The sequence below is a fragment of the Streptomyces sp. NPDC020807 genome (assembly GCF_040641575.1).
Classification (GTDB): Bacteria; Actinomycetota; Actinomycetes; order Streptomycetales; family Streptomycetaceae; genus Streptomyces.
This window is the reverse complement of sequence record NZ_JBFADU010000001.1, coordinates 538,540-559,646: the sequence shown is the minus strand read 5'-3', so window position 1 is coordinate 559,646 and position 21,107 is coordinate 538,540. Positions and strand designations below refer to the sequence as shown.

The following is a 21,107-nucleotide window of genomic DNA, read 5'->3' as shown; positions in this document are numbered from 1 at the left end:
CTACTGCTGGGCGGGAGCGAACCTCTTGCGCCAGGCCAGGGACACGTACACGAGCGCGACCAGGACGGGGACCTCGATGAGGGGCCCGACGACGCCGGAGAGCGCCTGGCCGGAGGTGACGCCGAAGGTGGCGATGGCGACGGCGATGGCGAGCTCGAAGTTGTTGCCGGCGGCCGTGAAGGCGAGGGTCGCGGTGCGGTCGTAGCCGAGCCCGATCGCCTTGCCGAGCGCGAAGGTGCCGAACCACATCACCGCGAAGTAGACGAGCAGCGGGAGCGCGATGCGGGCGACGTCCAGCGGCTGCGAGGTGATCGTCTTCCCCTGGAGGGCGAAGAGGATGACGATCGTGAAGAGGAGACCGTAGAGGGCCCAGGGGCCGATCTTCGGCAGGAACTTCGACTCGTAGTTCTCGCGGCCCATCTTCTTCTCGCCGATGCGGCGGGTGAGGAAGCCGGCGAGGAGCGGGACGCCGAGGAAGATGACGACGTTGAGCGCGATCCTCCCCATGGAGATGTCGAGGGTCTCGCCGTCCCCGAGGCCGAGCCAGCCGGGGAGGATGTCGAGGTAGAACCAGCCGAGGAGGCCGAACGCGATCACCTGGAAGACCGAGTTCAGCGCCACCAGGACGGCCGCGGCCTCGCGGTCGCCGCAGGCGAGGTCGTTCCAGATGATGACCATGGCGATGCAGCGGGCGAGTCCGACGATGATCAGGCCGGTGCGGTACTCGGGCAGGTCGGGCAGGAAGATCCAGGCCAGCGCGAACATGACGGCCGGCCCGATGATCCAGTTGATGACGAGCGACGAGACCATGAGCTTCTTGTCGCCGGTGACGGCGTCCAGCTTGTCGTACCGGACCTTCGCCAGCACCGGGTACATCATCACCAGCAGGCCGATGGCGATCGGCAGCGAGATGCCGCCGGTCTCGACCTTGGCGAGGGCGTCGTTCATGCCGGGGATCAGCCGCCCCAGACCGAGGCCGAGGGCCATGGCGAGGAGGATCCAGACGGCGAGGAAGCGGTCGAGCGTCGACAGCTTCGCGACGACCGAGGAGTCCTCGGTGGTGGTCGCGGGGGCGGCGAGGGTCACGGGCAGGACCTCTTGGAGTCGGCGTTGGCGCGGGCGGAGGCGGCCAGTTCGGCGAACTGACCGGCGAGCATTTCGATGACCCCGGGGTTGAGCCGGTAGTACGTGAACCGGCCGCAGGGCTCCGTGTCGACGACCCCTGCCTCGCGCAGGACTCTCAGGTGGTTGGAGAGGTTGGTCTGCTTGGCGCCGGTCTCCTCCACCAGGTGGCTGGTGCAGAGGGTCTCGCGGGCGAGCAGGGTCACGATCCGCATGCGCAGGGGGTCACCCAGAACTCGGATCAGATCAGTGTCGACTGACGTCATCATGGACTGATAGTGTCACATCAGCCGACGCTGACACCAGCTGGGGCTGACATGTGCGGGAGCGCTGTACGGGCCCCGCCTCGCCCACCGAGGAAGAACCGATGACCACCGCTCCGCTCGCCTCCGTGCTCTTCGTCTGCGTCCACAACGCCGGCCGCTCCCAGATGGCCGCCGGGTTCCTGCGCCACCTCGCGGGCGACCGTATCGAGGTCCGCTCCGCCGGATCCCTGCCCGGCGAGCAGATCAACCCCTCCGCCGTCGCGGCGATGGCGGAGCTCGGCATCGACATCTCCGACCAGAAGCCGAAGGTCCTGACCACCGAGGCTGCGCAGGCGTCGGACTACATCATCACCATGGGCTGCGGCGACGCCTGCCCGTACTTCCCCGGCAAGACCTACCTCGACTGGGTCCTGGAGGACCCGGCCGGCCAGGGCGTCGAGGCCGTCCGCCCGATCCGCGACGAGATCAAGGTGCTCATCGAGGACCTGATCGCCGAGATCGACGCGAAGAACGAGGCGAGAACGACGTGACCGACCAGACCCCTGCCACCGCCGCGGACGATGTCCGCGAGGTCGTCATCATCGGCTCCGACCCCGCCGGCTAGACCGCCGCCCTCTACACCGCCCGCGCCCAGTTGAAGCCGCCGCTGTTCGGCAGCTCGATCTTCGTCGGCGGCTCCCTCACCACCACGACCGAGGTGGAGAACTTCCCCGGCTTCCCCACCGGGGTCGACGGCCCCGACCTCATGGACAACATGCGGACCCAGGCCGAGCGGTTCACCGCGCGAAGAGAGAAGACCGCGCCCAACACGCCCGTGCCACTCCGCCGTATCAGGTGGGTCTCCTGACGCAGCGGTGAAGGGCGCGTCTCCCGCCCATCCGGCCTCCAGCTTGCCAATCCCGCCACCCCGACAGCCAGCAAAACCACTCAGGGGCCTGATCCGAGAGATCGGATCAGGCCCCTGAGTGGTTTTCCGGGGTTTTCCCGGGGAAGCTCGCGCGGTTACGGGGTGGGCGACGCCCACCAGGTCGAGGGGGCGGCGGCGGTGTAGCCCAGGGACTCGTAGAGCGGGCGGCCCAGTTTCGAGGCGGTCAGGGTGGCCGGGAGGTGGGCGAGGGGGGCCAGGGAGCCGAGCATGGCGGCCCTGGCCACGCCGCGCGAGCGGAAGGCCGGTGACGTGGCGACCCAGTAGTGGCTGGCGACGCCGTCGGCCTCGACCGTGACGGCGGCTCCCGCGGATGCGCCGTCGAGGGAGACGACGAACACGTCCACGCCCGGCTGCTCGGTGAACGCCTCCGGGAAGAACTCGCCGGGTCGGTACGGCTCGAAGGCGGTCAGGCCGAAGCCCTCGATCACGAGGCGTTCCGCCGCCCGGAGGTCCTCGGCGCGGCGCGCCCGGACGACGTCGAGGGACGGTTCGGCGACGGGGGCGGGCGGGCGCACCATCACCGGCATCTGCCAGCTCCGCAGGGGCAGGTGGCTCAGGTCGGTCGCGTCGTACGGGTCCTCCACGTTCACCGGGCCCGCGGCCCGGCGCACCAGCTCGCCCAGGGCGGCGCGCTCGCCCGGGTCGAGGTCGGGCTCCTGGACCAGGACGCGCAGGCCGGCGCGCGCCCCGCCGTCGACCGCGACGAATCCGCGTTCGTGGATGACCTCGTGCCCCCGGCTCCGGCCGGTGGCCGTCCAGAAGGCGGCGGAGTTGCGGGCCTGGCGACGCGGCGCCTCGGCCTCTGCCTCTGCCTCTGCCTCTGCCTCTGCCTCTGCCTCGGTGAGAACGGATGTGGCTCGGTCGGTTGAGAGGTGTCCCCGTGTCATGGACCCCACGGTAGTTCTCGATCTTGGAACTTCGTGGGCCAATTCCGTGGTGTTCCCCCGGGCCACTTTCCGGCGGAAGAAACGTCCCGGCCGCTGTCACGTTCGGGCCGCGCGCTCCGTCAGTGCGGTGAAGGCAACCGAGAACGCCCGACGAAGACCGAAGACCGAAGACCGAAGACCGAGAGGACATCCTCATGAGCACGCGGCCCGCCGCCTCCCGTCTGTCCAACCCCCTCCGACTCGTCCCCGAGCTGGGCCCCGTGGCCGGCGCCCTCTACAAGGCCGTCGGCAACGGCTCCGTACCGCAGGCCACGATCGACCTGCTCCAGCTGCGCGCCGGGCAGCTCGTCGGGAACACGTACCTGACCGTCATGCACACGGCGAGCCTGCGCAAGGCCGGGGAGCCGGAGGAGCGGATCACCGCCGTCGCCTCCTGGCGGGACGCCCCCTACTTCTCCGAGGCCGAGGCCGTCGCCCTGGAGCTCGTCGAGGCGGTCCTCCAGCCGGCCGCGCACGGCGAGCGGGTCCCCGACGAGCTGTACGCCCGGGTCGCCGCGCACTACGACGAGACGGCGCTCACGACCCTCGTCCTCGCCATCGGGCAGGTCAACTTCTTCATTCCGCTCGCCCTGGTCGGGAAGCCCCTGCCGGGGGTCAAGCCGTCCGAGCAGTGGACCTGAGCGGCGACGGGCGGCCGGCGACGGACGATCGGCGTCAGATGACCGGCGTCACGTGATCGGCGTCAGATGATCGGCGGGCGGCCGAGGCGCGTCATGCGGACCACCGTGGACCAGCGCATGGGGCGCCGCGCGCCGCAGGGGCGGCGGACGCCCTCGGCGAAGCCCGCGAACCAGGACGCCAGGCCGGAGGCGGAGCGCGTACGGGCCAGGGTCAGGAGCGTCCAGACGGCGAGGTAGACCGGGACCAGGAGGACCGGCAGGTTCCGCTTGGCCAGCCAGACGCGGTTGCGGGCGGTCATCCGGTAGTAGACCGAGTGCCGGGCCGGCGAGGTCTTCGGGTGCTGGAGGAGGAGCTCGGGGGCGTACACGACCTTCCAGCCACCGTCGAGCGCCCGCCAGGCGAGGTCGGTCTCCTCGTGGGTGAAGAAGAAGTCCTCCGGCCAGCCGCCGATCTCGTCGAGCATCCGCATCGACAGGCCGTGGCCGCCGCCGAGGAAGGTCGTGACCTCGCCGCCGCGCATCGGGTCCTTCGCGCCGAGGCGCGGGACGTGGCGGCGCTGCGTCTCGCCCGTCTCGTCGGCGATCCGGAAGGAGACCACGCCGAGCTCCGGGTCCGCCTCGTACAGGTCGCCGAGGCGGCGGAAGACGTCCGTGTCGACGAGGAGTCCGTCGTCGTCGAGGTCCACGACCACGTCGACGTCGCCGAAGCCGCGCAGGGTCTCGATGGCGACGTTCCGGCCGCCGGACACGCCGCGGTTCTCCGGGAGTTCGACGCCGTGGACGCCGTCGGGGAGCTCGGGGAGGGTGCCGACGCCGTTGCCGATGACGACGACCCGGGCGGCGGGCTCGTCCTGGCGCGCCACCGCGTCGAGCAGGGCCCGCAGCTCGGGGGAGCGCGTGCCCATCGTCAGTACCGCCACGCCCATACGCGGTCGCGCCACGACCCACTCCGTCCCGCGATCGCCGCGATCGCTCACCGACACTCCGGGGCGTGAGCCCCGCGGCGTGATGCTAACCCTCGGCGACACCTTCCGTTCACGCCCCTCACACCTTGGAGGGGGAGGGCGGCGAGCGGGGTGGGTCGGCGGCTCTACGCTGGTCACCTTGCTTCTGGTTGATCGATCGTCGAAAGGGTGGTCTCCCGGTGCTGGTCGCGGACCGATATCGGCTTCATGTGTGTATCGGCCGGGGCGGCATGGGCGAGGTGTGGCAGGCCACCGACGAGGTCCTCGGCCGGCCCGTCGCCGTGAAGCTGATGCTCGGTCACGGCACGGACCCGTCCGCCGCCGACCGCTTCCGCCTGGAGGCGCAGACCGCCGCGCGGCTCAGCCACCCGCACGTCGTCGGCGTCTTCGACTTCGGCACCTGGGACGGGAAGCTGTTCCTCGTCATGGAGTTGGTCGACGGCGACAGCCTCGCCGGCGACCCCTCCCAGCCGGTCGCCCTGTCCGCCGAGCGCGTCGCCGTCGTCGCCGCGCACGCCGCCGCCGGGCTCGCCGCCGCGCACCGGCAGGGCGTCGTGCACCGGGACATCAAGCCGGGGAACCTCCTCGTCGACGCCCAGGGGACCGTCAAGCTCGCCGACTTCGGCATCGCCCGTTTCGTCGACGACCCGTCGGGCGCGCTCACGACGACCGGTCAGATCGTCGGCACGGGGCTCTACCTCGCTCCCGAGCGGGCCCTCGGGCAGCCCGCCTCCTCGGCCTCCGACGTGTACTCGCTGGGGTGCGTGCTCTACCAACTCCTGACCGGTCAGCCGCCGTTCCGCGCCGACACGGCCACCGCCCTGCTCTACCAGCACATCGACACGCCGCCGATGCCGCCCAGCCGGGTGGGGGTCCCGCTGCCGCCCGCCTTCGAGGCGTACCTGCTCGGCCTGCTCGCCAAGCAGCCGGAGCAGCGGCCCTCGGCGCAGGCGATCGCGGACTGGTTCTCGTCGGGGGCGTGGCGGGGGTATCCGGCACCGGCGCCGCATCAGGCACCGCATCAGGCACCTCATCAGCCGCCGCACCAGGCACCGCACCAGGCGCCGGTCCAGCGGCAGCCCGCGCATCAGCCGCCGCACCCGGTCGCCGCTCCGGTTCAGGCTCCTCCGCCGGCCGCCGCCCGGCCCGCTCCCGTCGCCCGTCGTCGCGAGCGGCCCGCGCCCGCCGTCGGGAACGTCACCGGCGGGCTCGCCGCGCTCTCCCGTCGGCGGCCCCGCAAGACCGCGGCCGTCGCCGGGGCCATCGCCTTCGTCGTCTTCCTGATCATCGGCATGTCCCTGATCTGAACCGGCTCCGAGGGAGCGGAGGGCGGTCGTCAGTACAGTCGCGGCGCCATCACCTGCGGCTCCCCGTCCGCCGTCGCCAGCAGCAGGCAGCGCGGCACGCCGGGGCCCGGCGTCGCCCGTACGGAGACGGTGGTCGGCGGATCGTTCGGCAGCTCGACCGCGACGGTGAGGGGCCGGTCGCCCTTCGTCGTGGCGTACCCGGTCTCCTTGCCGTCGACGAGGACCTCCAGCACGGGCGCGTGGCCGGTCTGGACCGTCGCGGAGATCGAGTGCCCCAGGTAGTCGATGTGGAAATGGTGGCGTCGGCTCATGGGCCACCTCCGTCCCTCCTCCCAGGGTAGGTACGCGGAGGCCGCCCCGCTCTCTCCGAAGTGCGGTCGTAGTACCCCGGTGTTCAGATGGACGGGTACGGCGATCTTGCGCACGCGCGGAAACGGAGCATCCGGTACATGAGCGGGACCCTGCCCTCCTTCGACGACACCACCGACTTCGACAACGCCGACCGGGGTTTCCTCGGCGCTCTCGTCCCCGGCGTCGTGAGGGCGGCGGACGGCCGCGTGGTCTGGGACAACGACGCCTACGGCTTCCTCGAGGAGGAGTGCCCGGACACCGCCCACCCGAGCCTGTGGCGGCAGGGCCGGCTCTGCTCCCGGCAGGGCCTGTACGAGGTCACCGCGGGCATCTACCAGGTGCGCGGGCTGGACATCTCGAACATGACGATCGTCGAGGGCACCCGCGGGGTGATCGTCATCGACCCGCTGATCTCCGCCGAGACGGCCGCCGCCGCCCTCGCTCTCTACCGGGAGCACCGCGGCGACCGGCCCGTCACCGGGGTGATCTACACCCACTCGCACGGCGACCACTTCGGAGGCGTCCGGGGCGTCCTCCCGCACGGCACGGAGGAGGGCGTGCCGGTCCTGGCCCCCTCCGGCTTCCTGGAGCACGCGGTCAGCGAGAACGTGTACGCGGGCAACGCGATGACCCGCCGGGCGGGCTACATGTACGGCGTCGGCCTGCCGACGGCCCCGGACGGGCAGATCGGCGTGGGCCTCGGCCAGGCCACCTCCACCGGCACCATCGGCCTGGTCCCGCCGACCGTGGACATCACGGAGACCGGCCAGGAGGAGACGGTCGACGGCGTGCGGATCGTCTTCCAGCTGACGCCGGGCACGGAGGCCCCGGCGGAGATGAACTTCCTCTTCCCCGACCACCGCGCCCTGTGCCTGGCGGAGAACGCCACGCACAACATGCACAACGTGCTCACCCTGCGCGGCGCGGTCGTCCGCGACTCCCGGATCTGGGCTCACTACCTGGACGAGGCCGTCGAGTACTTCCACGGGCGGTACGACGTCGGCTTCGCCTCCCACCACTGGCCCACCTGGGGCCACGACAACGTGGTGGCGTTCCTGTCCGAGCAGCGCGACCTGTACGCGTACATGCACGACCAGACGCTCCGGCTGCTCAACGCGGGCCACACGGGCGCCGAGATCGCCGAGCTGATCGAGCTGCCGCCGGCCCTGGAGAAGTCCTGGCACGCGCGCGGGTACTACGGCTCGCTCAGCCACAACACCAAGGCGGTCTACCAGCGGTACCTGGGCTGGTACGACGGCAACCCGGCGCACCTGTGGGAGCATCCGCCGGTCGAGCTCGCGCGGCGGTACGTCGAGGTCGCGGGCGGTGCCGTCGAGGCGGTCTCGAAGGCCCGCGCGTACGTCGAGGACGACGACCCGCGTTTCGCCGCGACCCTCCTCAACCACGTCGTCTTCGCCGACCCGGGCAACGAGGAGGCGAAACGGCTCCTCGCCGGGGTGTACGAGCGGCTCGGGTACGGCGCCGAGAACGCGACCTGGCGCAACTTCTACCTGCGCGGCGCACAGGAGCTCCGCGAGGGCGTCGTGGGCGAGACGGTCGACATGACCAACCCCGAGATGGCGATGGCCCTGACCGTCCCCATGCTGATCGACTCGCTCGCCATCGCGATCGACGGGCCGCGCGCGTGGGACGACGATCTCGCCATCGACCTCGTCCTGACCGACGGCCGCGGGGACGGGACGACCGACGGGGACGGGACCGCCGGGGCGGCGGGGACCGCCGGGGCGGACGGGACCGCCGGTGCCGGCGAGCGGCGGCGGCTGACCCTGCGCAACGGCGCCCTGACCCACCGGGCGCTCGCCTCGCCCCGTACGCCCGCGGGGCTGACGCTGACCCTCGGCAAGGCACAGCTCCTCGGCCTGCTGGCGGGGAGGAGCCCGTCGGAGCTCGGGGTCGGCGTGGAGGGCGATCAGGCGCTGCTCGGGCGGCTCTTCTCGTACGTGACGAAGCCCGACGCCCTCTTCCCGGTGGTGACGCCGTGACGCGCCCGGCCGGTCACGTGGTGGCCCAGGCCAGGAAACCGAGCAGGACCAGTATCAGGCAGATGCCGAGGTTGACCACCTTGTACTGGAGGAAGACCGCGACGAACTCGCGGATGGTGGCCGACGGCCAGAAGTAGGCGGCGGTGGGCGAGCCGACGACCTGGCCGTCCACCCCCACCTTGCGGGCCATCAGGGCCGCCCGGAAGGCGTGGAAGTTGTTGGTGACGATCACGCAGGAGGAGCCGGGCCGCTCGGCCTCCATCAGCTCCTTGCTGAACAGCATGTTCTCCTCGGTCGTGCGCGAGCGGTCCTCGCGCACGACCGCCTCCGCCGGGAAGCCGCGCTCCACGAGGTAGTCCGCCATCGCGTGCGACTCGGGCAGCTCCTCGTCGGGCCCCTGACCGCCCGAGGTGACGAGCCTGCGCGTGCCGCCGCGCGCGGCGAGCATCTCGTACACCTGCCGGCCCCGGTCCAGACGGCTCGCGAGGAGCGGTGGCACGCGGCGGCCGCCGATCAGGCCGGAGCCGAGGACGATCACGTAGTCGGCGTCGCGGCGGATCCGCATGCGGCCGTACAGGAAGGCGTACCCGACGAAGCAGAGGAACAGGAACGACACGTAGCCGACGACCAGGAGGGTCGTTCCGGCGATCAGGCCGAGCGCGCGCGAGCTCGTGACGAACGCGGCGACCGTCAGGCCCATGACACCGAACATGCCGAGCCCTGCGAGGAGCGAGAGCAGGTTCGCCGGGCGTCTGCCCTCCTTGCGGACCATCTTCACGCCGTTCGCGCAGAGGAGTCCGGCGAGGACGACCGGGCCGAGGCCGATCACGAGCAGCAGCAGGATCATCACGGTCTCGGAGAGACCGGGCGGGCCCGCGTCGATCTCCAGGAGGAGGCCGATCCCGAGGAAGGTCACGGCGAGGCCGAGATGCACGGCGTTGCCGAAGCGGCGCCGGTCGCGCAGCACACCGACCCCGAAGAGCAGCAGGAACACGGCGGCCACGACGAAGGCGAACATGCCGACATGGTAGGCATCGTGACCGGCGTCGCGGCTGTTCCGGGACCGGTGCGCGTCGCTGCCCGCCCGGGACTACATCTCGCTCGCCAGGTCGAACAGTCCGACGCGAGCGCCTTCTTCGTACGCCTTGAGCAGTTCCTTGGCGCCGAGCCGGTCGCGCAGGATGGCCTCGCTGCGGACCCTGGTCGACGAGCAGTACGCCGCCGGGCGGTATGCCTCGTCGAAGACGGAGGCCCGCAAAAGGTCGGCCGCGCCGAGGAGATGGGCTGCGGAGGTCGTGCGGCCGACCATGACCCGCATCTGGGCGAGGAGTTCGGCCGCGCAGGAGGCGCCGACGACCGTGCCCATGGAGAGGTGCGCGCGCAGCGCGCGCCGGGCGTGTTCGGCGGCGCGCTCCCGTTCGCCGTCCCAGGCGAGGAGTTCGGCACGCGCGTGGTGCGCCCAGGCGTCGGCCCACAGGTCGCGTCCGGCCCAGGCGCGCCGGGGGCCGGGGTCGAGGGCGGCCCGGTCCAGGGCCTCCTGCGCGGCCTCCGGGTCGGTCCTGCTGAGGCAGAGCGAGAGGGCGACCCAGCACAGCTCCCGGCTCGGCCCGAACTCGGCGCGGTCGTCCATCTGGGAGAGCGCCTCGCGGAACTCGGCCGCCGCCTCGCGCGTACGGCCCCTGAAGAGGGCGGTGGAGCCCCGCAGATGGGCCAGGAGGGCCAGGCAGCGGTCGTCCCCTTCCCGTACCGCGGCCGACCAGGCCTGGACGAGGAGGGGGTCGGCGTCGTCCGGGCGGCCGGACTCCAGCTCCAGGTAGGCGGCGAGCCACAGGGCGCGCGCGGGCAGCGGGCCGGGGTGCAGGGAGAGGGCGTGCCGCAGCCGGGTCCTGCCCTCGGCGATCCGGCCGCAGGCGACCCACAGGAACCACAGGGAGACGGCGATCTCGACGGCCGACTCGGCCTCGGCGCGCGGGGAGATCGGCGCGGTCGTCGGGTCCATGGCGGCGACCAGGTCGGGGAGTTCCCGCAGGGCGAGGTCCCTGGCGTCGGTCTGCCGGCCGCTGTGCCACCAGTCGGCGGCCCGGCGGGCGAGCTTCACGCACCACCTGCGGTGGTGCAGGACGACGGCCCAGCGGTCGCCGCGTGCGGTCAGCCGTCGCGCGCCGACCGCCCGCATGGGCTGCGGCATCCAGTAGCGGGGGGCGCCGTCCTCGCCGTCGAAGAGGTCGTCGACGGGGAGCAGGGCGAGGGGTGCGAGGCGGTCGAGGACCTCCTGGACCGACTCGGCGGGGAGCGTGCCCGAGGCGCAGACCTCGCGGACGGCGTCCCGTCCGAAGGCGCCCTCGAACACGGAGAGCCGCTCCCAGAGGAGTCTCTCGGCCGGACCGCACCGCGCGTAGCCGCGTTCGGCGGCGTTCAGCTGCTCCGGGCTGACGGGTTCGCCCCACAGGAGTTCGGTGTCCGGCGGATCCACGCGCTCGGGAATCCGCACGACCCCCGCGATCTCCACGATCTCCGCGATACGGCTGTGCCCCCTCGTCGTCTGATTCCCCCCGCTGCTCGGGTTCCCTGGATTCCCCATGTGCCCCATGGATTCCATCCCCCGTACCACCCTGTCCCGTTCTGTTCTGTTCTGTTCCTGTCCATTTCTGTGACTTATGCCTGCCTTAATGGCGAACAATCGCCACTGAGGCTTGAATGCATATGCCCCAGTCCACATCCTGGGGCGGCCTGGAGCCCATACCCAAGGTTTCCCAGGGATCGGCCAAGGAGGCACATGCATACCGGGGAATCCGTCCTGGGAGAAGCGGATCTGTCACTGATCCACGCATTGCAGATCGCTCCCCGCGCGAGCTGGACCCAGCTTTCGGCCGTCCTGGGACCCAGCCCCGACACCCTGGCCCGCCGCTGGGAGCACCTCACGGCGGGCGGCTGGGCGTGGAGTTCCCTGCTCGTCGCCCACGACGACGCGATGCTCTACGCCTGGGTCGAGATCGAGTGCGTCGCCGGAGCCACCGAGGCCACGGCGATCGAGCTCTCCGGCGACGCGTACACCCTCGGCGTCCACCAGGTGACCGGCGAAGCCGACCTGGTGCTGCTCGTCGTCTGCCCGAGCCTCCCCGCCCTCGACAGCTACCTCGCGGGCCGGGTGCGGCGCCTCGGCGGCGTGCTCCGCTCCCGTACGCAGGTGGTCACCCGCATGCACAACCGGCCGTACCGGTCGCGGATCGAGCAGCTGCCCCCTGGGCAGATACGGCTCCTCGCCGAGACCACGAGCGGCGACCGGAGGTCCCACGTCCCCGGCCGCCCCCAGCCGATCCTCTCCGACCTCGACCGGCGGCTCGTCGCGGAGCTGGCCGGGGACGCCCGCCGCAGCGCCGCCGAGCTGGCCCGGCAGTGCGGGACCAGCGAGTCGACGGTGCGGCGCAGGCTGGACTCCCTCATGGCGGGCGGGGCGCTGCACCACCACTGCCTGCCGGCGCCGAGGTTCTCCGGCCGGCCCGTGTGGGCGCTGGTCACGGGCGACATACCGCCCCTCGAAGTGCCGGAGACCGTCGCGGCGCTGACCCGGATGCGGCACAGCCGGGTGATCACCTCCGTCACCGGACCGCACAACATGGCCATCGCGATGTGGCTCCGTACGGTCGAGGAGCTGCACGAGGTGACGGCGACGCTCGTACGGGCCGCCCCCGCGCTGCGGATCACGGGCACCCTGGTCGCGCTGCGCACCCACAAGATCGGGGCGCAGGTGCTCGGCCCCGACGGACGGCGGATGCACCACGTACGGCCCGACGCGGGGCCGTGACGGAGGCTGTCCCCCGCGCGGGGGCGCGTGTTCTGATGGGCGCATGGAGTTCGCCGTGTTCGTGACGCTGCCCGGCCTCGTCATCCTGCTCACCGTGATCGCCTTCGCCGATCAGCTGCTGCGGGCGACCGGGCGCGGCAAGCGGAGCGGCCAGGTCTCCTCCACCGGCTTCGAGCAGCTGCACGCCACCTTCTCGCCGGGCAAGCAGAACGAGCTCAAGGAGCGGCAGAGCTCCCTCGTCATGCGCGACGACGAGGAGGACGGCGCGCCGCCCCACCACTCCACGGTGGATCTGAAGGGCGGGCGCGCCGTCATCAGGATCACGCCGGGCGCGACGCCTTGATCGAGTACATCATCGGGATCCTGGGCCGGTCGGCCGGGAAGCGGTAGTAGCCGTCCTCGTGCCGCTGGAGCGCGCCGTAGCGCGGGAACAGCGTGGCGTCGTGCTCGTGGAGGAACTCGATCCGCAGGCCCGCCTTCGCGAGGGCCGTGACGACCTCGCCGACCGGGTGCACCCACTCCACGCTGCGGTTGTGGACGGTCTCGGCGTCGAGCTCGGCGTACGTGCCCGGCGTGGTGTCCACCCACGGCTCGCGGACGAAGTAGTCGTGGACGACCCGGCTGCCGGTCTCGTCGTCGAGCGAGTCGACGATCGGGTGGAACTCGGCGACGTACAGGAATCCGCCGGGGGCGACCAGCGAGGCGGCGGTCTCCGCCCAGCGGTCGACGTCGGGCAGCCAGCACAGGGCTCCGAGGCCGGTGTAGACGATGTCGTACGAACTGTCCGGGACGGCCTCGGCCGCGTCGTACGCGTCGGCGGCGACGAAGGCGGCCCGGTCCTGCGAGAGCCCGAGGTCGGCGGCGAGCGAGCGGGCGGTCTCGACGGCCGGCTCGGAGAAGTCGAGGCCGACGACGCGGGAGGCGCCGTGCCGGGCCCAGGACAGCGTGTCGAGGCCTATGTGGCACTGGAGGTGCAGCAGGGAGCGGCCGGTGACGTCGCCGACCTCCGCGAGCTCGAAGTCACGCAGGGCGTCCTTGCCGGCGCGGAAGGAGTCGAGGTCGTAGAACTCGCTGGCGGCGTGGATCGGGACGCGCTCGTCCCAGCGGGCGCGGTTGGCCTCGTACCAGTCGTCGGGGGTCGCAGAGTACATGCCGGCGAGGTTATCCACAGGTTGCGGACAACGCGACCGGATTGTCCGTCGCGCGGAGCATGATGGGGTCCATGACCGAGAGCAAGGATTTCGAGGAGACCCCCGCGTGGGAGCAGCGGTTCCGCGCGCCGCGCGTCTCGCTGCCCGAATGGGCCGAGGAGGCCCCCGACCGTTCGCTGTTCGTCTCCAACGCGACGGGGACGTACGAGCTGTACGCCTGGGACCGGGCGACCGGCGGGCAGCGGCAGGTGACGGACCGGCCGAACGGGACGACGGAGGGCACGCTGTCCCCCGACGGCGCGTGGATCTGGTGGTTCGCGGACACCGACGGCGACGAGTTCGGCGTGTGGATGCGCCAGCCCTTCGACGGCGGCCCCGACGAGCCGGCCGTGCCCGGCCTCGACGCCTCCTATCCGGGCGGTCTCGCGATCGGCCGGGAGGGCACGATCGTGGTCGGCCGCTCCACCGACGAGGACGGCTCGACGGTCCATCTGCTCCGGCCGGGGGCCGCGGCCCCCGTCGAGATCTACCGGCACCGGGAGTCCGCCGGCGTCGGCGACCTCGCGCACGACGGCTCGCTGGTCGCGATCGAGCACACCGAGCACGGGGACGCCATGCACTCGGCACTGCGGGTGCTGCGGGCGGCGGACGCGAGCGTGGTCGCGGAGCTGGACGACACCAAGGGCGGCACGGAGGAGCTGGGCCTCGCCGTCCTCGGCTTCGCCCCGGTGGCGGGCGACACGCGGCTGCTCGTGGCGCACCAGCGGCGCGGCCGCTGGGAGCCGATGCTGTGGGACGTGGCGACGGGCAGGGAGACCGACCTCGGGATCGACCTGCCGGGCGACGTGTCGGCGGAGTGGTACCCGGACGGGTCCGGGCTGCTGGTCGTCCACGGCTTCGAGGCCCGCAGCGAGCTCTTCCGGTACGAGATCGCCACGCGCGCGCTCGTCCGGGTGGAGACCCCGGCGGGTTCGGTGTCGAGCGCGACCGCGCGGCCCGACGGCAGCGTGGAGTACCTCTGGTCCTCGGCCGCCGAGCCGCCGGTGGTGCGGTCCACGGACGGCGGGATCGTCCTCGACCCGCCCGGCCCGAAGGCACCGCCGTCGCTGCCCGTGGAGGACGTGTGGGTGGACGGGCCCGGCGGCAGGATCCACGCGCTCGTGCAGCGGCCCGCCGCGGGCGAGGGACCGTTCCCCACGATCTTCGAGGTGCACGGCGGCCCCGCCTGGCACGACAGCGACGCCTTCGCCTCGGGCCCGGCGGCCTGGCTCGACCACGGGTACGCGGTGGTGCGGGTCAACTACCGGGGCTCGACCGGATACGGCCGGGAGTGGACCGACGCGCTCAAGCACCGGGTCGGCCTGATCGAGCTGGAGGACGTCGACGCGGTCCGCGTGTGGGCGGTGGGGAGCGGCCTCGCCGACCCGGCGCGGCTGGTCCTCTCCGGCGGGTCCTGGGGCGGCTATCTGACCCTGCTCGGCCTGGGCACCCAGCCCGACGCCTGGGCGGTCGGCCTCGCCGCCGTCCCGGTCGCGGACTACGTCACGGCGTACGAGGACGAGATGGAGGCCCTCAAGGCGCTGGACCGCACCCTGCTCGGCGGCTCGCCCGAGGAGGTCCCCGAGCGGTACGCCGCCTCGTCGCCGCTGACGTACGTGGACGCGGTGAAGGCGCCGGTGCACATCTCGGCCGGCGTCAACGACCCGCGCTGCCCGATCCGGCAGATCGACAACTACGTGGAGAGACTCGCCGCCCGGGGAGCGGTCCACGAGGTGTACCGGTACGACGCTGGCCACGGCTCGCTCGTCGTGGAGGAGCGGATCAAGCAGGTCGCCCTGGACCTGGCCTTCGCCGCGAAGCACCTGGGGACCCGGCCGACGGCCGGCTGATCCGGCCCCCGTACCGTGGGGGTGTGTACCGGTTCCTGAAAACGCCCCGCTGGTGGGGGATCAACGTCTTCGTCCTCCTGGCGATCCCGTTCTGCGTGTTCATGGGCACCTGGCAGCTGGGCAAGTTCGAGGACCGCGTCGACTCCCACCGGGAGGCGGAGGAGCGGCCCGCCGCGAGCTCGGTGGCGGCGGCGCCGCTGGACACGCTGCTGCCGGTCGACAAGGAGACCTCCGGGCGGCCCGCCGAGGCCCGCGGACGGTACGGGGAGCAGTTCCTCGTCCCCGACCGCGCGCTCGACGGCCGCACCGGGAGCTACGTGCTGACGCTCCTCAGGACGGACGGCGGCCGGTCGCTCCCGGTGGTCCGCGGCTGGCTGCCCGAGGGCGCGAAGGCCCCGGCCCCGCCGACCGGCGAGGTCACGGCGGTGGGCGCGCTCCAGGCCTCGGAGACGCTCGGCACCAAGGGCGTGCGCACGGCGGGCGGGCTGCCCGAGGGCCAGCTCGGCATGATCAGCGCGGCCTCGCTGGTGAACGTGGTCCCGGAGGACGTGTACGACGCCTGGATCACCCTCGCCGACTCCCCCGCAGGCCTCACCCCGGTCCCCGCGGCCGCGGCGGAGGGAACCGGCCTGGACGCGAAGGCCTTCCAGAACCTCGGCTACACGGCGGAGTGGTTCGTCTTCGCCGGCTTCGTGCTCTTCATGTGGTTCCGCCTCGTGCGCCGCGAGGCGGAGGCGTCCCGGGACGAGGCGCTGGGCCTCTAGAGGCTTCCCGGCCCAGCACCCCCGCCGGCTCAGGAACCGGCGATGAGCCCCGTACGGAAGATCGTTCCGGCGCAGGCGTGGGGGACGGTCACCAAGGCGACCGGGCCGCCGGGCTCGGCGGTGTGGCTGACCACCACGCTGCCGTCCGACGGCGCGCGGTCGTCGGCGCCCGGGAGCAGCTGCGGCGCGAGGCCGCCGCCCTCGCCCGTGGAGGTCTCCGTGCCCGTGCCCGCGTCGGTGCTCGCCGAGGGCTCGGTGGTGCCCGGGGGTTCCGTGGTCGGCGCGGTGCTCGGCGGGGTCGTGGACGGTGCCGTCGTGGGCGGCGGAGTCGTCGGCGGGGTCGTCGGCGGTGCCGTCGTGGGCGGCGGGGTCGGCGAGGCCGTGACGGTCGTCGGGCAGGTGCTGCTCGGCACCCAGGCGAACTTCAGCGCGTAGGAGCCGCCCGGCTTGAGGACCGTCGCGTACGACTCGCGCGTGGGGTCGGGCAGGGCGGTGCCGTCCCCGGCGGTGTGGGCGACGATGCCGATCCGGCCCGGGTCGGCGGCGCCCCTGGCCTCGAAGCCGACGAGCCCGGAGCCGTTGACGACGCAGCTCTCCTCGGAGACGTTGGCGATGCGGAACGCTCCGTACACCGTCCCGGTGGCGTCGGCGCCACCGGCCGAGGCCGAGGCGACGGCGAGCTGGGCCGGCGTGCAGGGCACGGCGTCGCCGAAGGCCGGGAGCTTCGAGGTGGAGACCCTGGTGGAGGGCGCGGTGGTCGTCGGCCGGGGCCCGGTCGTGTCCTCGGCGCCGTCGGGCGCGGAGCCCTGGACCGGGGAGACCGTGGCGGCCGGGGGCGTGGTGGCCTTGCCGCCCTCGATGCCGGTGTCGGCGCCGGTGCCGCCCTGGGCCTCCTCGCCGTGCCCGGCGTTGACGGAGTGGGCGGTGACGGTGCCGCCGGAGTTCGCGACGTGCACGAACGCCGGGACGGCCGTACCGACGAGGACGGCCGCGGCGGCGGCGCCGACGACGGCCTGCCGCTTGCGGGCGCGCCGCGCGGGCACGGCCCGGCGCAGGTGCTCCAGCGAGCCGCCGGAGGGTTCGAGCCCGGCGACGGCGCCGTGCAGCAGCCGCCGGAGCGCGAGCTCGGTGTCGTCCTCACCACCGGGACCGGCGCCGGGACCGCGACCGGCACCACCGCCGGTACCGCCGGTACCGCCGGTACCGCCACCGGCGGTACCGCCAGCGATGGCGCCGACGAGACCGCCGAGGTCACCGGAGCCCGTGGAACCCCTGGAGCCCCCGGAGCCCCGGGAGGCTCCGAAGCCCCCCGTGCCCCCGGAGCCCGTGGAACCCCCGGCGGCACCGAAGTCCCCCGTGCCACCCGCGTCACCGGAGTCACCGGGTCCGCCGTCGTGCTCGCCGCCGGCCCCGATGTTCAGCATCCGTCGTCCGCTCAGCTCGTCGTGTTCTTCGGGGACGTCACGTCCGCCGTACTCGTCGTGGCTCATGCCGTCGTCGCCTCCATCGCGACGCGCAGCGCGGCGATGCCCCGCGAGCCGTACGCCTTCACCGAACCCAGCGATATCCCGAGCGTCTCGGCGACCTGGGCCTCCGTCATGTCCGCGAAGTACCGCAGCACGAGCACCTCGCGCTGCCTGCGCTGGAGCCCCTTCATCGCCTTGATCAGGTCGTCCCGCTCCAGCTGGTCGTACGCCCCCTCCTCCGCGCTCGCCATGTCCGGCATGGGCTTGGAGAGCAGCTTGAGGCCGAGGATCCGGCGCCGCAGCGCCGAGCGGGAGAGGTTCACGACGGTCTGGCGCAGGTACGCGAGCGTCTTCTCGGGCTCGCGGACGCGCTTGCGGGCGGAGTGGACGCGGATGAACGCCTCCTGCACGACGTCCTCGCAGGAGGCCGTGTCGTCGAGGAGGAGCGCCGCGAGACCGAGCAGCGACCGGTAGTGGGCACGGTACGTCTCGGTGAGGTGGTCGACGGTGGTGCCGGGCGAGTCCGCGCCTTCGGCGCTCGCGCGGGGGGCGGGGATGCCGTCCACCGTCGCGCTCGTACGGGGTCCTGCGGGGACGGGCGCGATCACCGGCAGGCCACCGAGTCCGCGTGTCCGGCCGAACGGGAGGAGCACGGCGCCTCTGGCCTGCGCGTCCGGCGCGCTCCGTACGGGAACGACGACGCCACCCCGCACGGGCACGGGAGTGCCGCTCCGCGGGGGGAGCAACGCCCGGCCGCCGCGCAGCGGGGCGATGGTCGCGATGTCGAGTACCTCTGCCACGCCTGTTGGACTCGTCTGACCCGGCCGGGGTTGTACGCGCACGTCACCGAATTCGCCGGTGACCCGATTGTCCTCATGCGTAACCGTTCTCCCCCGATGCCCTGCTTTCACCGCGTGTCCGCGCCACACATTCGTGGGTGAACGCAGAGACGCGACCCGCCCAACTACTGGTTGCAGCGAGGGGGAAGTGCATCGTCAGCCACGGCATCACCGCAGTTCAAGAGCGTTCTGACGCATTATTGATCACAACTCGTTCACAGAACTCACATATCCCCGACAAACGAGGCGGCGATCTGTTCGGCGACCTGGAGGGCGTTGAGGGCGGCGCCCTTGCGGAGGTTGTCCGCGCAGACGAAGAAGTCGAGCGCGCGCTCGTCGTCCATCGACCGCCGGACCCGTCCGACCCACGCGGGATCGGTCCCGACGACGTCGGCCGGGGTGGGGAAGTCGCCCGCGGCCGGGTCGTCGACGAGGACGACCCCCGGCGAGGTCGCCAGGACCTCGTGGGCGCGCCCGACGGTGACGGGGTGCTCGAAGCGGGCGTGCACGGAGACGGAGTGACCGGTGACGACCGGCACCCGTACGCAGGTGGCGGCGATCCGGAGCCCGGGATTCCCGAGGATCCGCCGCGTCTCGTCCCGTACGCGCTCCTCCTCGGAGGAGTGGACCCCCGCGGCCCCGTCCTCGCCGGCCGTGCCCGACCAGGGCAGGACGTTCAGCGCGAGGGGTCCGGGGAAGGGGCCGGTGTTCTCGCCGACGGCGCGGCGCACGTCACCGGGGTGGGTGCCGAGGTCCCCGCCGCCGGCCACCAGACCGAGCTGCGCGCGAAGGGCGTCCACGCCGGCCTGCCCGGCACCGGCGCCGCTCGCCGCCTGCTGGGCGGTGACGACCAGCTCGGCGACGCCGAACTCGGCGTGCAGCGCGCCCACCGCCGCGATCAGCGCGAGGGTGGTGCAGCCGGGGCTCGCGACGATGCCCCGGGGGCGTACGAGCGCCGCGTGGGCGTTGACCTCGGGGACCACGAGCGGCACGTCGGCGTCGTGGCGGAAGGCCCCGGAGGCGTCGACGACGACCGCGCCCTTCGCGGCGGCGACCGGCGCCCAGCGCGCGGCGACCGCCTCGGGCACGAGGAACAGCGCCACGTCGACGCCGTCGAGGTGGTGCTCGTACTCCTCGCCGAGCGCGAGGATCTCGCACTCCTCCCCGCGCACGGAGGCCTTGGGGCCGGCCGAGCGCGGGGAGGCGAGGAGGCGTATCTCGCCCCAGACGTCCGCGTGGTGCGTGAGCATCTGGAGCATCACCGAGCCGACGGCTCCGGTCGCACCGACGACCGCGAGCGTCGGCTTCGGCGTCATCGGCCGGTGCCTCCATAGACGACGGCCTCGTCCGAGTCGCTGTCCAGACCGAAGGCGGTGTGGACGGCGCGCACGGCCTCGTTCACGTCGTCGGCGCGGGTGACGACCGAGATGCGGATCTCGGAGGTCGAGATCAGCTCGATGTTCACGTGGGCGTCGGAGAGCGCCTTGAAGAAGTCGGCGGTGACGCCGGGGTTCGTCTTCATGCCGGCGCCGACCAGCGAGATCTTGCCGATCTGGTCGTCGTAGCGCAGCGAGTCGAAGCCGATCGCCGGCTTCGCCTTCTCCAGCTCCTCGATCGCCTTGCGGCCCTCGGCCTTGGGCAGGGTGAAGGAGATGTCCGTGAGGCCCGTGGAGGCCGCGGACACGTTCTGCACGATCATGTCGATGTTGATCTCGGCGTCCGCGACGGCGCGGAAGATGGCCGCGGCCTCGCCCGGCTTGTCCGGGACGCCGACGACGGTGATCTTCGCCTCGGAGGTGTCGTGGGCGACGCCCGAGATGATGGCCTGCTCCACCTTGCGGTCCCCTTGCGGCTCGTTGCTGACCCACGTCCCCTGAAGCCCCGAGAACGAGGAACGGACGTGGATCGGGATGTTGTAGCGACGCGCGTACTCGACGCACCGGTGCAGCAGCACCTTGGAGCCGGAGGCGGCGAGCTCCAGCATGTCCTCGAAGGAGATCCAGTCGATCTTCTTCGCCTTCTTCACGACACGGGGGTCGGCCGTGAACACACCGTCGACGTCGGTGTAGATCTCGCAGACCTCGGCGTCGAGCGCGGCGGCGAGCGCCACGGCCGTCGTGTCGGAACCACCGCGACCGAGCGTGGTGATGTCCTTCTTGTCCTGGGAGACGCCCTGGAAGCCGGCGACGATGGCGATGTTGCCCTCGTCGAGGGCGGTACGGATCCGGCCCGGCGTGACATCGATGATGCGCGCTTTGTTGTGGACCGAGTCGGTGATGACACCTGCCTGGCTGCCCGTGAACGACTGGGCCTCGTGGCCCAGGTTTTTGATCGCCATGGCCAGCAGGGCCATGGAGATCCGCTCTCCGGCGGTCAGCAGCATGTCGAACTCACGACCGGCAGGGATCGGGGATACCTGCTCGGCGAGATCGATCAGCTCGTCCGTCGTGTCGCCCATCGCCGACACCACGACGACCACCTGGTGGCCGTGCTTCTTGGTGTCGACGATCCGCTTGGCGACGCGCTTGATGCCCTCGGCATCGGCAACGGAGGAGCCGCCGTACTTCTGCACGACAAGGCCCACGTGCGCTCCTCGCTCAACAATCCGTGTGTGCCGCAGCCGTCTCGCTGCGATCGGCTCAGTCTAACGAGCGCCCGAAAAACGCCGGGGTGATATCACATCC

At 72.3% G+C, this 21,107-nt stretch carries 20 protein-coding genes and 1 pseudogene; 9 read left to right on the top strand and 12 right to left on the bottom strand.

Annotated elements, in window-relative coordinates:
- Nucleotides 1-1,086: an ACR3 family arsenite efflux transporter gene (gene arsB / locus AB0G79_RS02740; protein ID WP_360798988.1), complete on the bottom strand. Its 1,086-nt coding sequence runs from the start codon at nucleotides 1,084-1,086 to the stop codon at nucleotides 1-3.
- The gene (locus AB0G79_RS02735) at nucleotides 1,083-1,391 is read right to left on the bottom strand and encodes a metalloregulator ArsR/SmtB family transcription factor (protein WP_360798985.1); all 309 of its coding nucleotides are present in this window, start codon (nucleotides 1,389-1,391) and stop codon (nucleotides 1,083-1,085) included. Before AB0G79_RS02735 ends, arsB begins: the two co-directional genes overlap by 4 nt.
- A gap of 98 nt (nucleotides 1,392-1,489) precedes the next feature.
- Between AB0G79_RS02735 and AB0G79_RS02730 the strand changes: the two genes are divergently transcribed.
- Complete coding sequence (locus AB0G79_RS02730) at nucleotides 1,490-1,918, top strand: arsenate reductase ArsC (RefSeq protein ID WP_360798982.1); 429 nt, start codon at nucleotides 1,490-1,492, stop codon at nucleotides 1,916-1,918.
- A pseudogene (locus AB0G79_RS02725) lies at nucleotides 1,915-2,166 on the top strand (thioredoxin-disulfide reductase); the annotation flags it as partial. The gene AB0G79_RS02730 and the pseudogene AB0G79_RS02725, both read left to right, overlap by 4 nt.
- 224 nt (nucleotides 2,167-2,390) lie before the next feature.
- Here the strand turns inward: AB0G79_RS02725 and AB0G79_RS02720 are convergent.
- Complete coding sequence (locus AB0G79_RS02720) at nucleotides 2,391-3,203, bottom strand: GNAT family N-acetyltransferase (RefSeq protein ID WP_360798979.1); 813 nt, start codon at nucleotides 3,201-3,203, stop codon at nucleotides 2,391-2,393.
- A 194-nt stretch (nucleotides 3,204-3,397) separates the two neighbouring features.
- On the opposite strand from AB0G79_RS02720, the gene AB0G79_RS02715 reads away from it, so the two are divergent.
- Nucleotides 3,398-3,883: a carboxymuconolactone decarboxylase family protein gene (locus AB0G79_RS02715; RefSeq protein WP_360798976.1), complete on the top strand. Its 486-nt coding sequence runs from the start codon at nucleotides 3,398-3,400 to the stop codon at nucleotides 3,881-3,883.
- Between the two features lie 62 nt (nucleotides 3,884-3,945).
- On the opposite strand, the gene AB0G79_RS02710 is transcribed toward AB0G79_RS02715, so the two are convergent.
- Entirely contained in the window at nucleotides 3,946-4,824 is an 879-nt protein-coding gene (locus AB0G79_RS02710; protein ID WP_360798973.1) for a glycosyltransferase family 2 protein, read from the bottom strand.
- A gap of 203 nt (nucleotides 4,825-5,027) precedes the next feature.
- Here AB0G79_RS02710 and AB0G79_RS02705 point away from each other — a divergent pair, with 203 nt between their 5' ends.
- Entirely contained in the window at nucleotides 5,028-6,155 is a 1,128-nt protein-coding gene (locus AB0G79_RS02705; protein WP_360798971.1) for a protein kinase, read from the top strand.
- 29 nt (nucleotides 6,156-6,184) lie between these two features.
- On the opposite strand, the gene AB0G79_RS02700 is transcribed toward AB0G79_RS02705, so the two are convergent.
- A complete protein-coding gene (locus tag AB0G79_RS02700) occupies nucleotides 6,185-6,466 on the bottom strand; it encodes a hypothetical protein (protein WP_360798968.1) in 282 nt (93 codons plus the stop codon).
- A 138-nt stretch (nucleotides 6,467-6,604) separates the two neighbouring features.
- Here AB0G79_RS02700 and AB0G79_RS02695 point away from each other — a divergent pair, with 138 nt between their 5' ends.
- Nucleotides 6,605-8,509 carry an alkyl sulfatase dimerization domain-containing protein gene (locus AB0G79_RS02695; RefSeq protein ID WP_360798965.1) on the top strand — a complete coding sequence of 635 codons (1,905 nt, stop codon included), beginning with the start codon at nucleotides 6,605-6,607 and terminating at the stop codon, nucleotides 8,507-8,509.
- A gap of 13 nt (nucleotides 8,510-8,522) precedes the next feature.
- On the opposite strand, the gene AB0G79_RS02690 is transcribed toward AB0G79_RS02695, so the two are convergent.
- The gene (locus AB0G79_RS02690; protein ID WP_360798962.1) at nucleotides 8,523-9,527 is read right to left on the bottom strand and encodes a YdcF family protein; all 1,005 of its coding nucleotides are present in this window, start codon (nucleotides 9,525-9,527) and stop codon (nucleotides 8,523-8,525) included.
- 72 nt (nucleotides 9,528-9,599) lie between these two features.
- Nucleotides 9,600-11,018, bottom strand: a complete 1,419-nt coding sequence (locus AB0G79_RS02685) for a tetratricopeptide repeat protein (protein ID WP_360798959.1) — start codon at nucleotides 11,016-11,018, stop codon at nucleotides 9,600-9,602.
- Nucleotides 11,019-11,285: 267 nt separating this feature from the next.
- On the opposite strand from AB0G79_RS02685, the gene AB0G79_RS02680 reads away from it, so the two are divergent.
- Together AB0G79_RS02680 and AB0G79_RS02675 are read left to right on the top strand one after the other, a co-directional pair.
- Complete coding sequence (locus tag AB0G79_RS02680; protein ID WP_360798956.1) at nucleotides 11,286-12,314, top strand: Lrp/AsnC family transcriptional regulator; 1,029 nt, start codon at nucleotides 11,286-11,288, stop codon at nucleotides 12,312-12,314.
- Nucleotides 12,315-12,357: 43 nt separating this feature from the next.
- Nucleotides 12,358-12,657 carry a DUF6191 domain-containing protein gene (locus AB0G79_RS02675; protein WP_360798953.1) on the top strand — a complete coding sequence of 100 codons (300 nt, stop codon included), beginning with the start codon at nucleotides 12,358-12,360 and terminating at the stop codon, nucleotides 12,655-12,657.
- Here AB0G79_RS02675 and AB0G79_RS02670 read toward each other — a convergent pair.
- Nucleotides 12,635-13,465: a class I SAM-dependent methyltransferase gene (locus tag AB0G79_RS02670; protein ID WP_360798950.1), complete on the bottom strand. Its 831-nt coding sequence runs from the start codon at nucleotides 13,463-13,465 to the stop codon at nucleotides 12,635-12,637. The two genes, AB0G79_RS02675 and AB0G79_RS02670, sit on opposite strands and share 23 nt — an antisense overlap.
- Before the next feature lie 71 nt (nucleotides 13,466-13,536).
- On the opposite strand from AB0G79_RS02670, the gene AB0G79_RS02665 reads away from it, so the two are divergent.
- The gene (locus AB0G79_RS02665) at nucleotides 13,537-15,354 is read left to right on the top strand and encodes a prolyl oligopeptidase family serine peptidase (protein WP_360798947.1); all 1,818 of its coding nucleotides are present in this window, start codon (nucleotides 13,537-13,539) and stop codon (nucleotides 15,352-15,354) included.
- 23 nt (nucleotides 15,355-15,377) lie between these two features.
- Nucleotides 15,378-16,118, top strand: coding sequence for an SURF1 family protein (locus AB0G79_RS02660; RefSeq protein ID WP_360798944.1), 741 nt, complete (start codon nucleotides 15,378-15,380; stop codon nucleotides 16,116-16,118).
- A 29-nt stretch (nucleotides 16,119-16,147) separates the two neighbouring features.
- Here AB0G79_RS02660 and AB0G79_RS02655 read toward each other — a convergent pair whose 3' ends face one another.
- The 4 genes from AB0G79_RS02655 to AB0G79_RS02640 form a co-directional block, all read right to left on the bottom strand.
- Nucleotides 16,148-17,608 carry a hypothetical protein gene (locus tag AB0G79_RS02655; RefSeq protein ID WP_360798941.1) on the bottom strand — a complete coding sequence of 487 codons (1,461 nt, stop codon included), beginning with the start codon at nucleotides 17,606-17,608 and terminating at the stop codon, nucleotides 16,148-16,150.
- Nucleotides 17,605-18,384 carry a SigE family RNA polymerase sigma factor gene (locus tag AB0G79_RS02650; RefSeq protein ID WP_360798938.1) on the bottom strand — a complete coding sequence of 260 codons (780 nt, stop codon included), beginning with the start codon at nucleotides 18,382-18,384 and terminating at the stop codon, nucleotides 17,605-17,607. Before AB0G79_RS02650 ends, AB0G79_RS02655 begins: the two co-directional genes overlap by 4 nt.
- A 263-nt stretch (nucleotides 18,385-18,647) precedes the next feature.
- Nucleotides 18,648-19,739, bottom strand: a complete 1,092-nt coding sequence (locus tag AB0G79_RS02645; RefSeq protein ID WP_360798935.1) for an aspartate-semialdehyde dehydrogenase — start codon at nucleotides 19,737-19,739, stop codon at nucleotides 18,648-18,650.
- Entirely contained in the window at nucleotides 19,736-21,007 is a 1,272-nt protein-coding gene (locus AB0G79_RS02640; protein ID WP_360798932.1) for an aspartate kinase, read from the bottom strand. Before AB0G79_RS02640 ends, AB0G79_RS02645 begins: the two co-directional genes overlap by 4 nt.
- Nucleotides 21,008-21,107 lie beyond the last annotated feature (100 nt).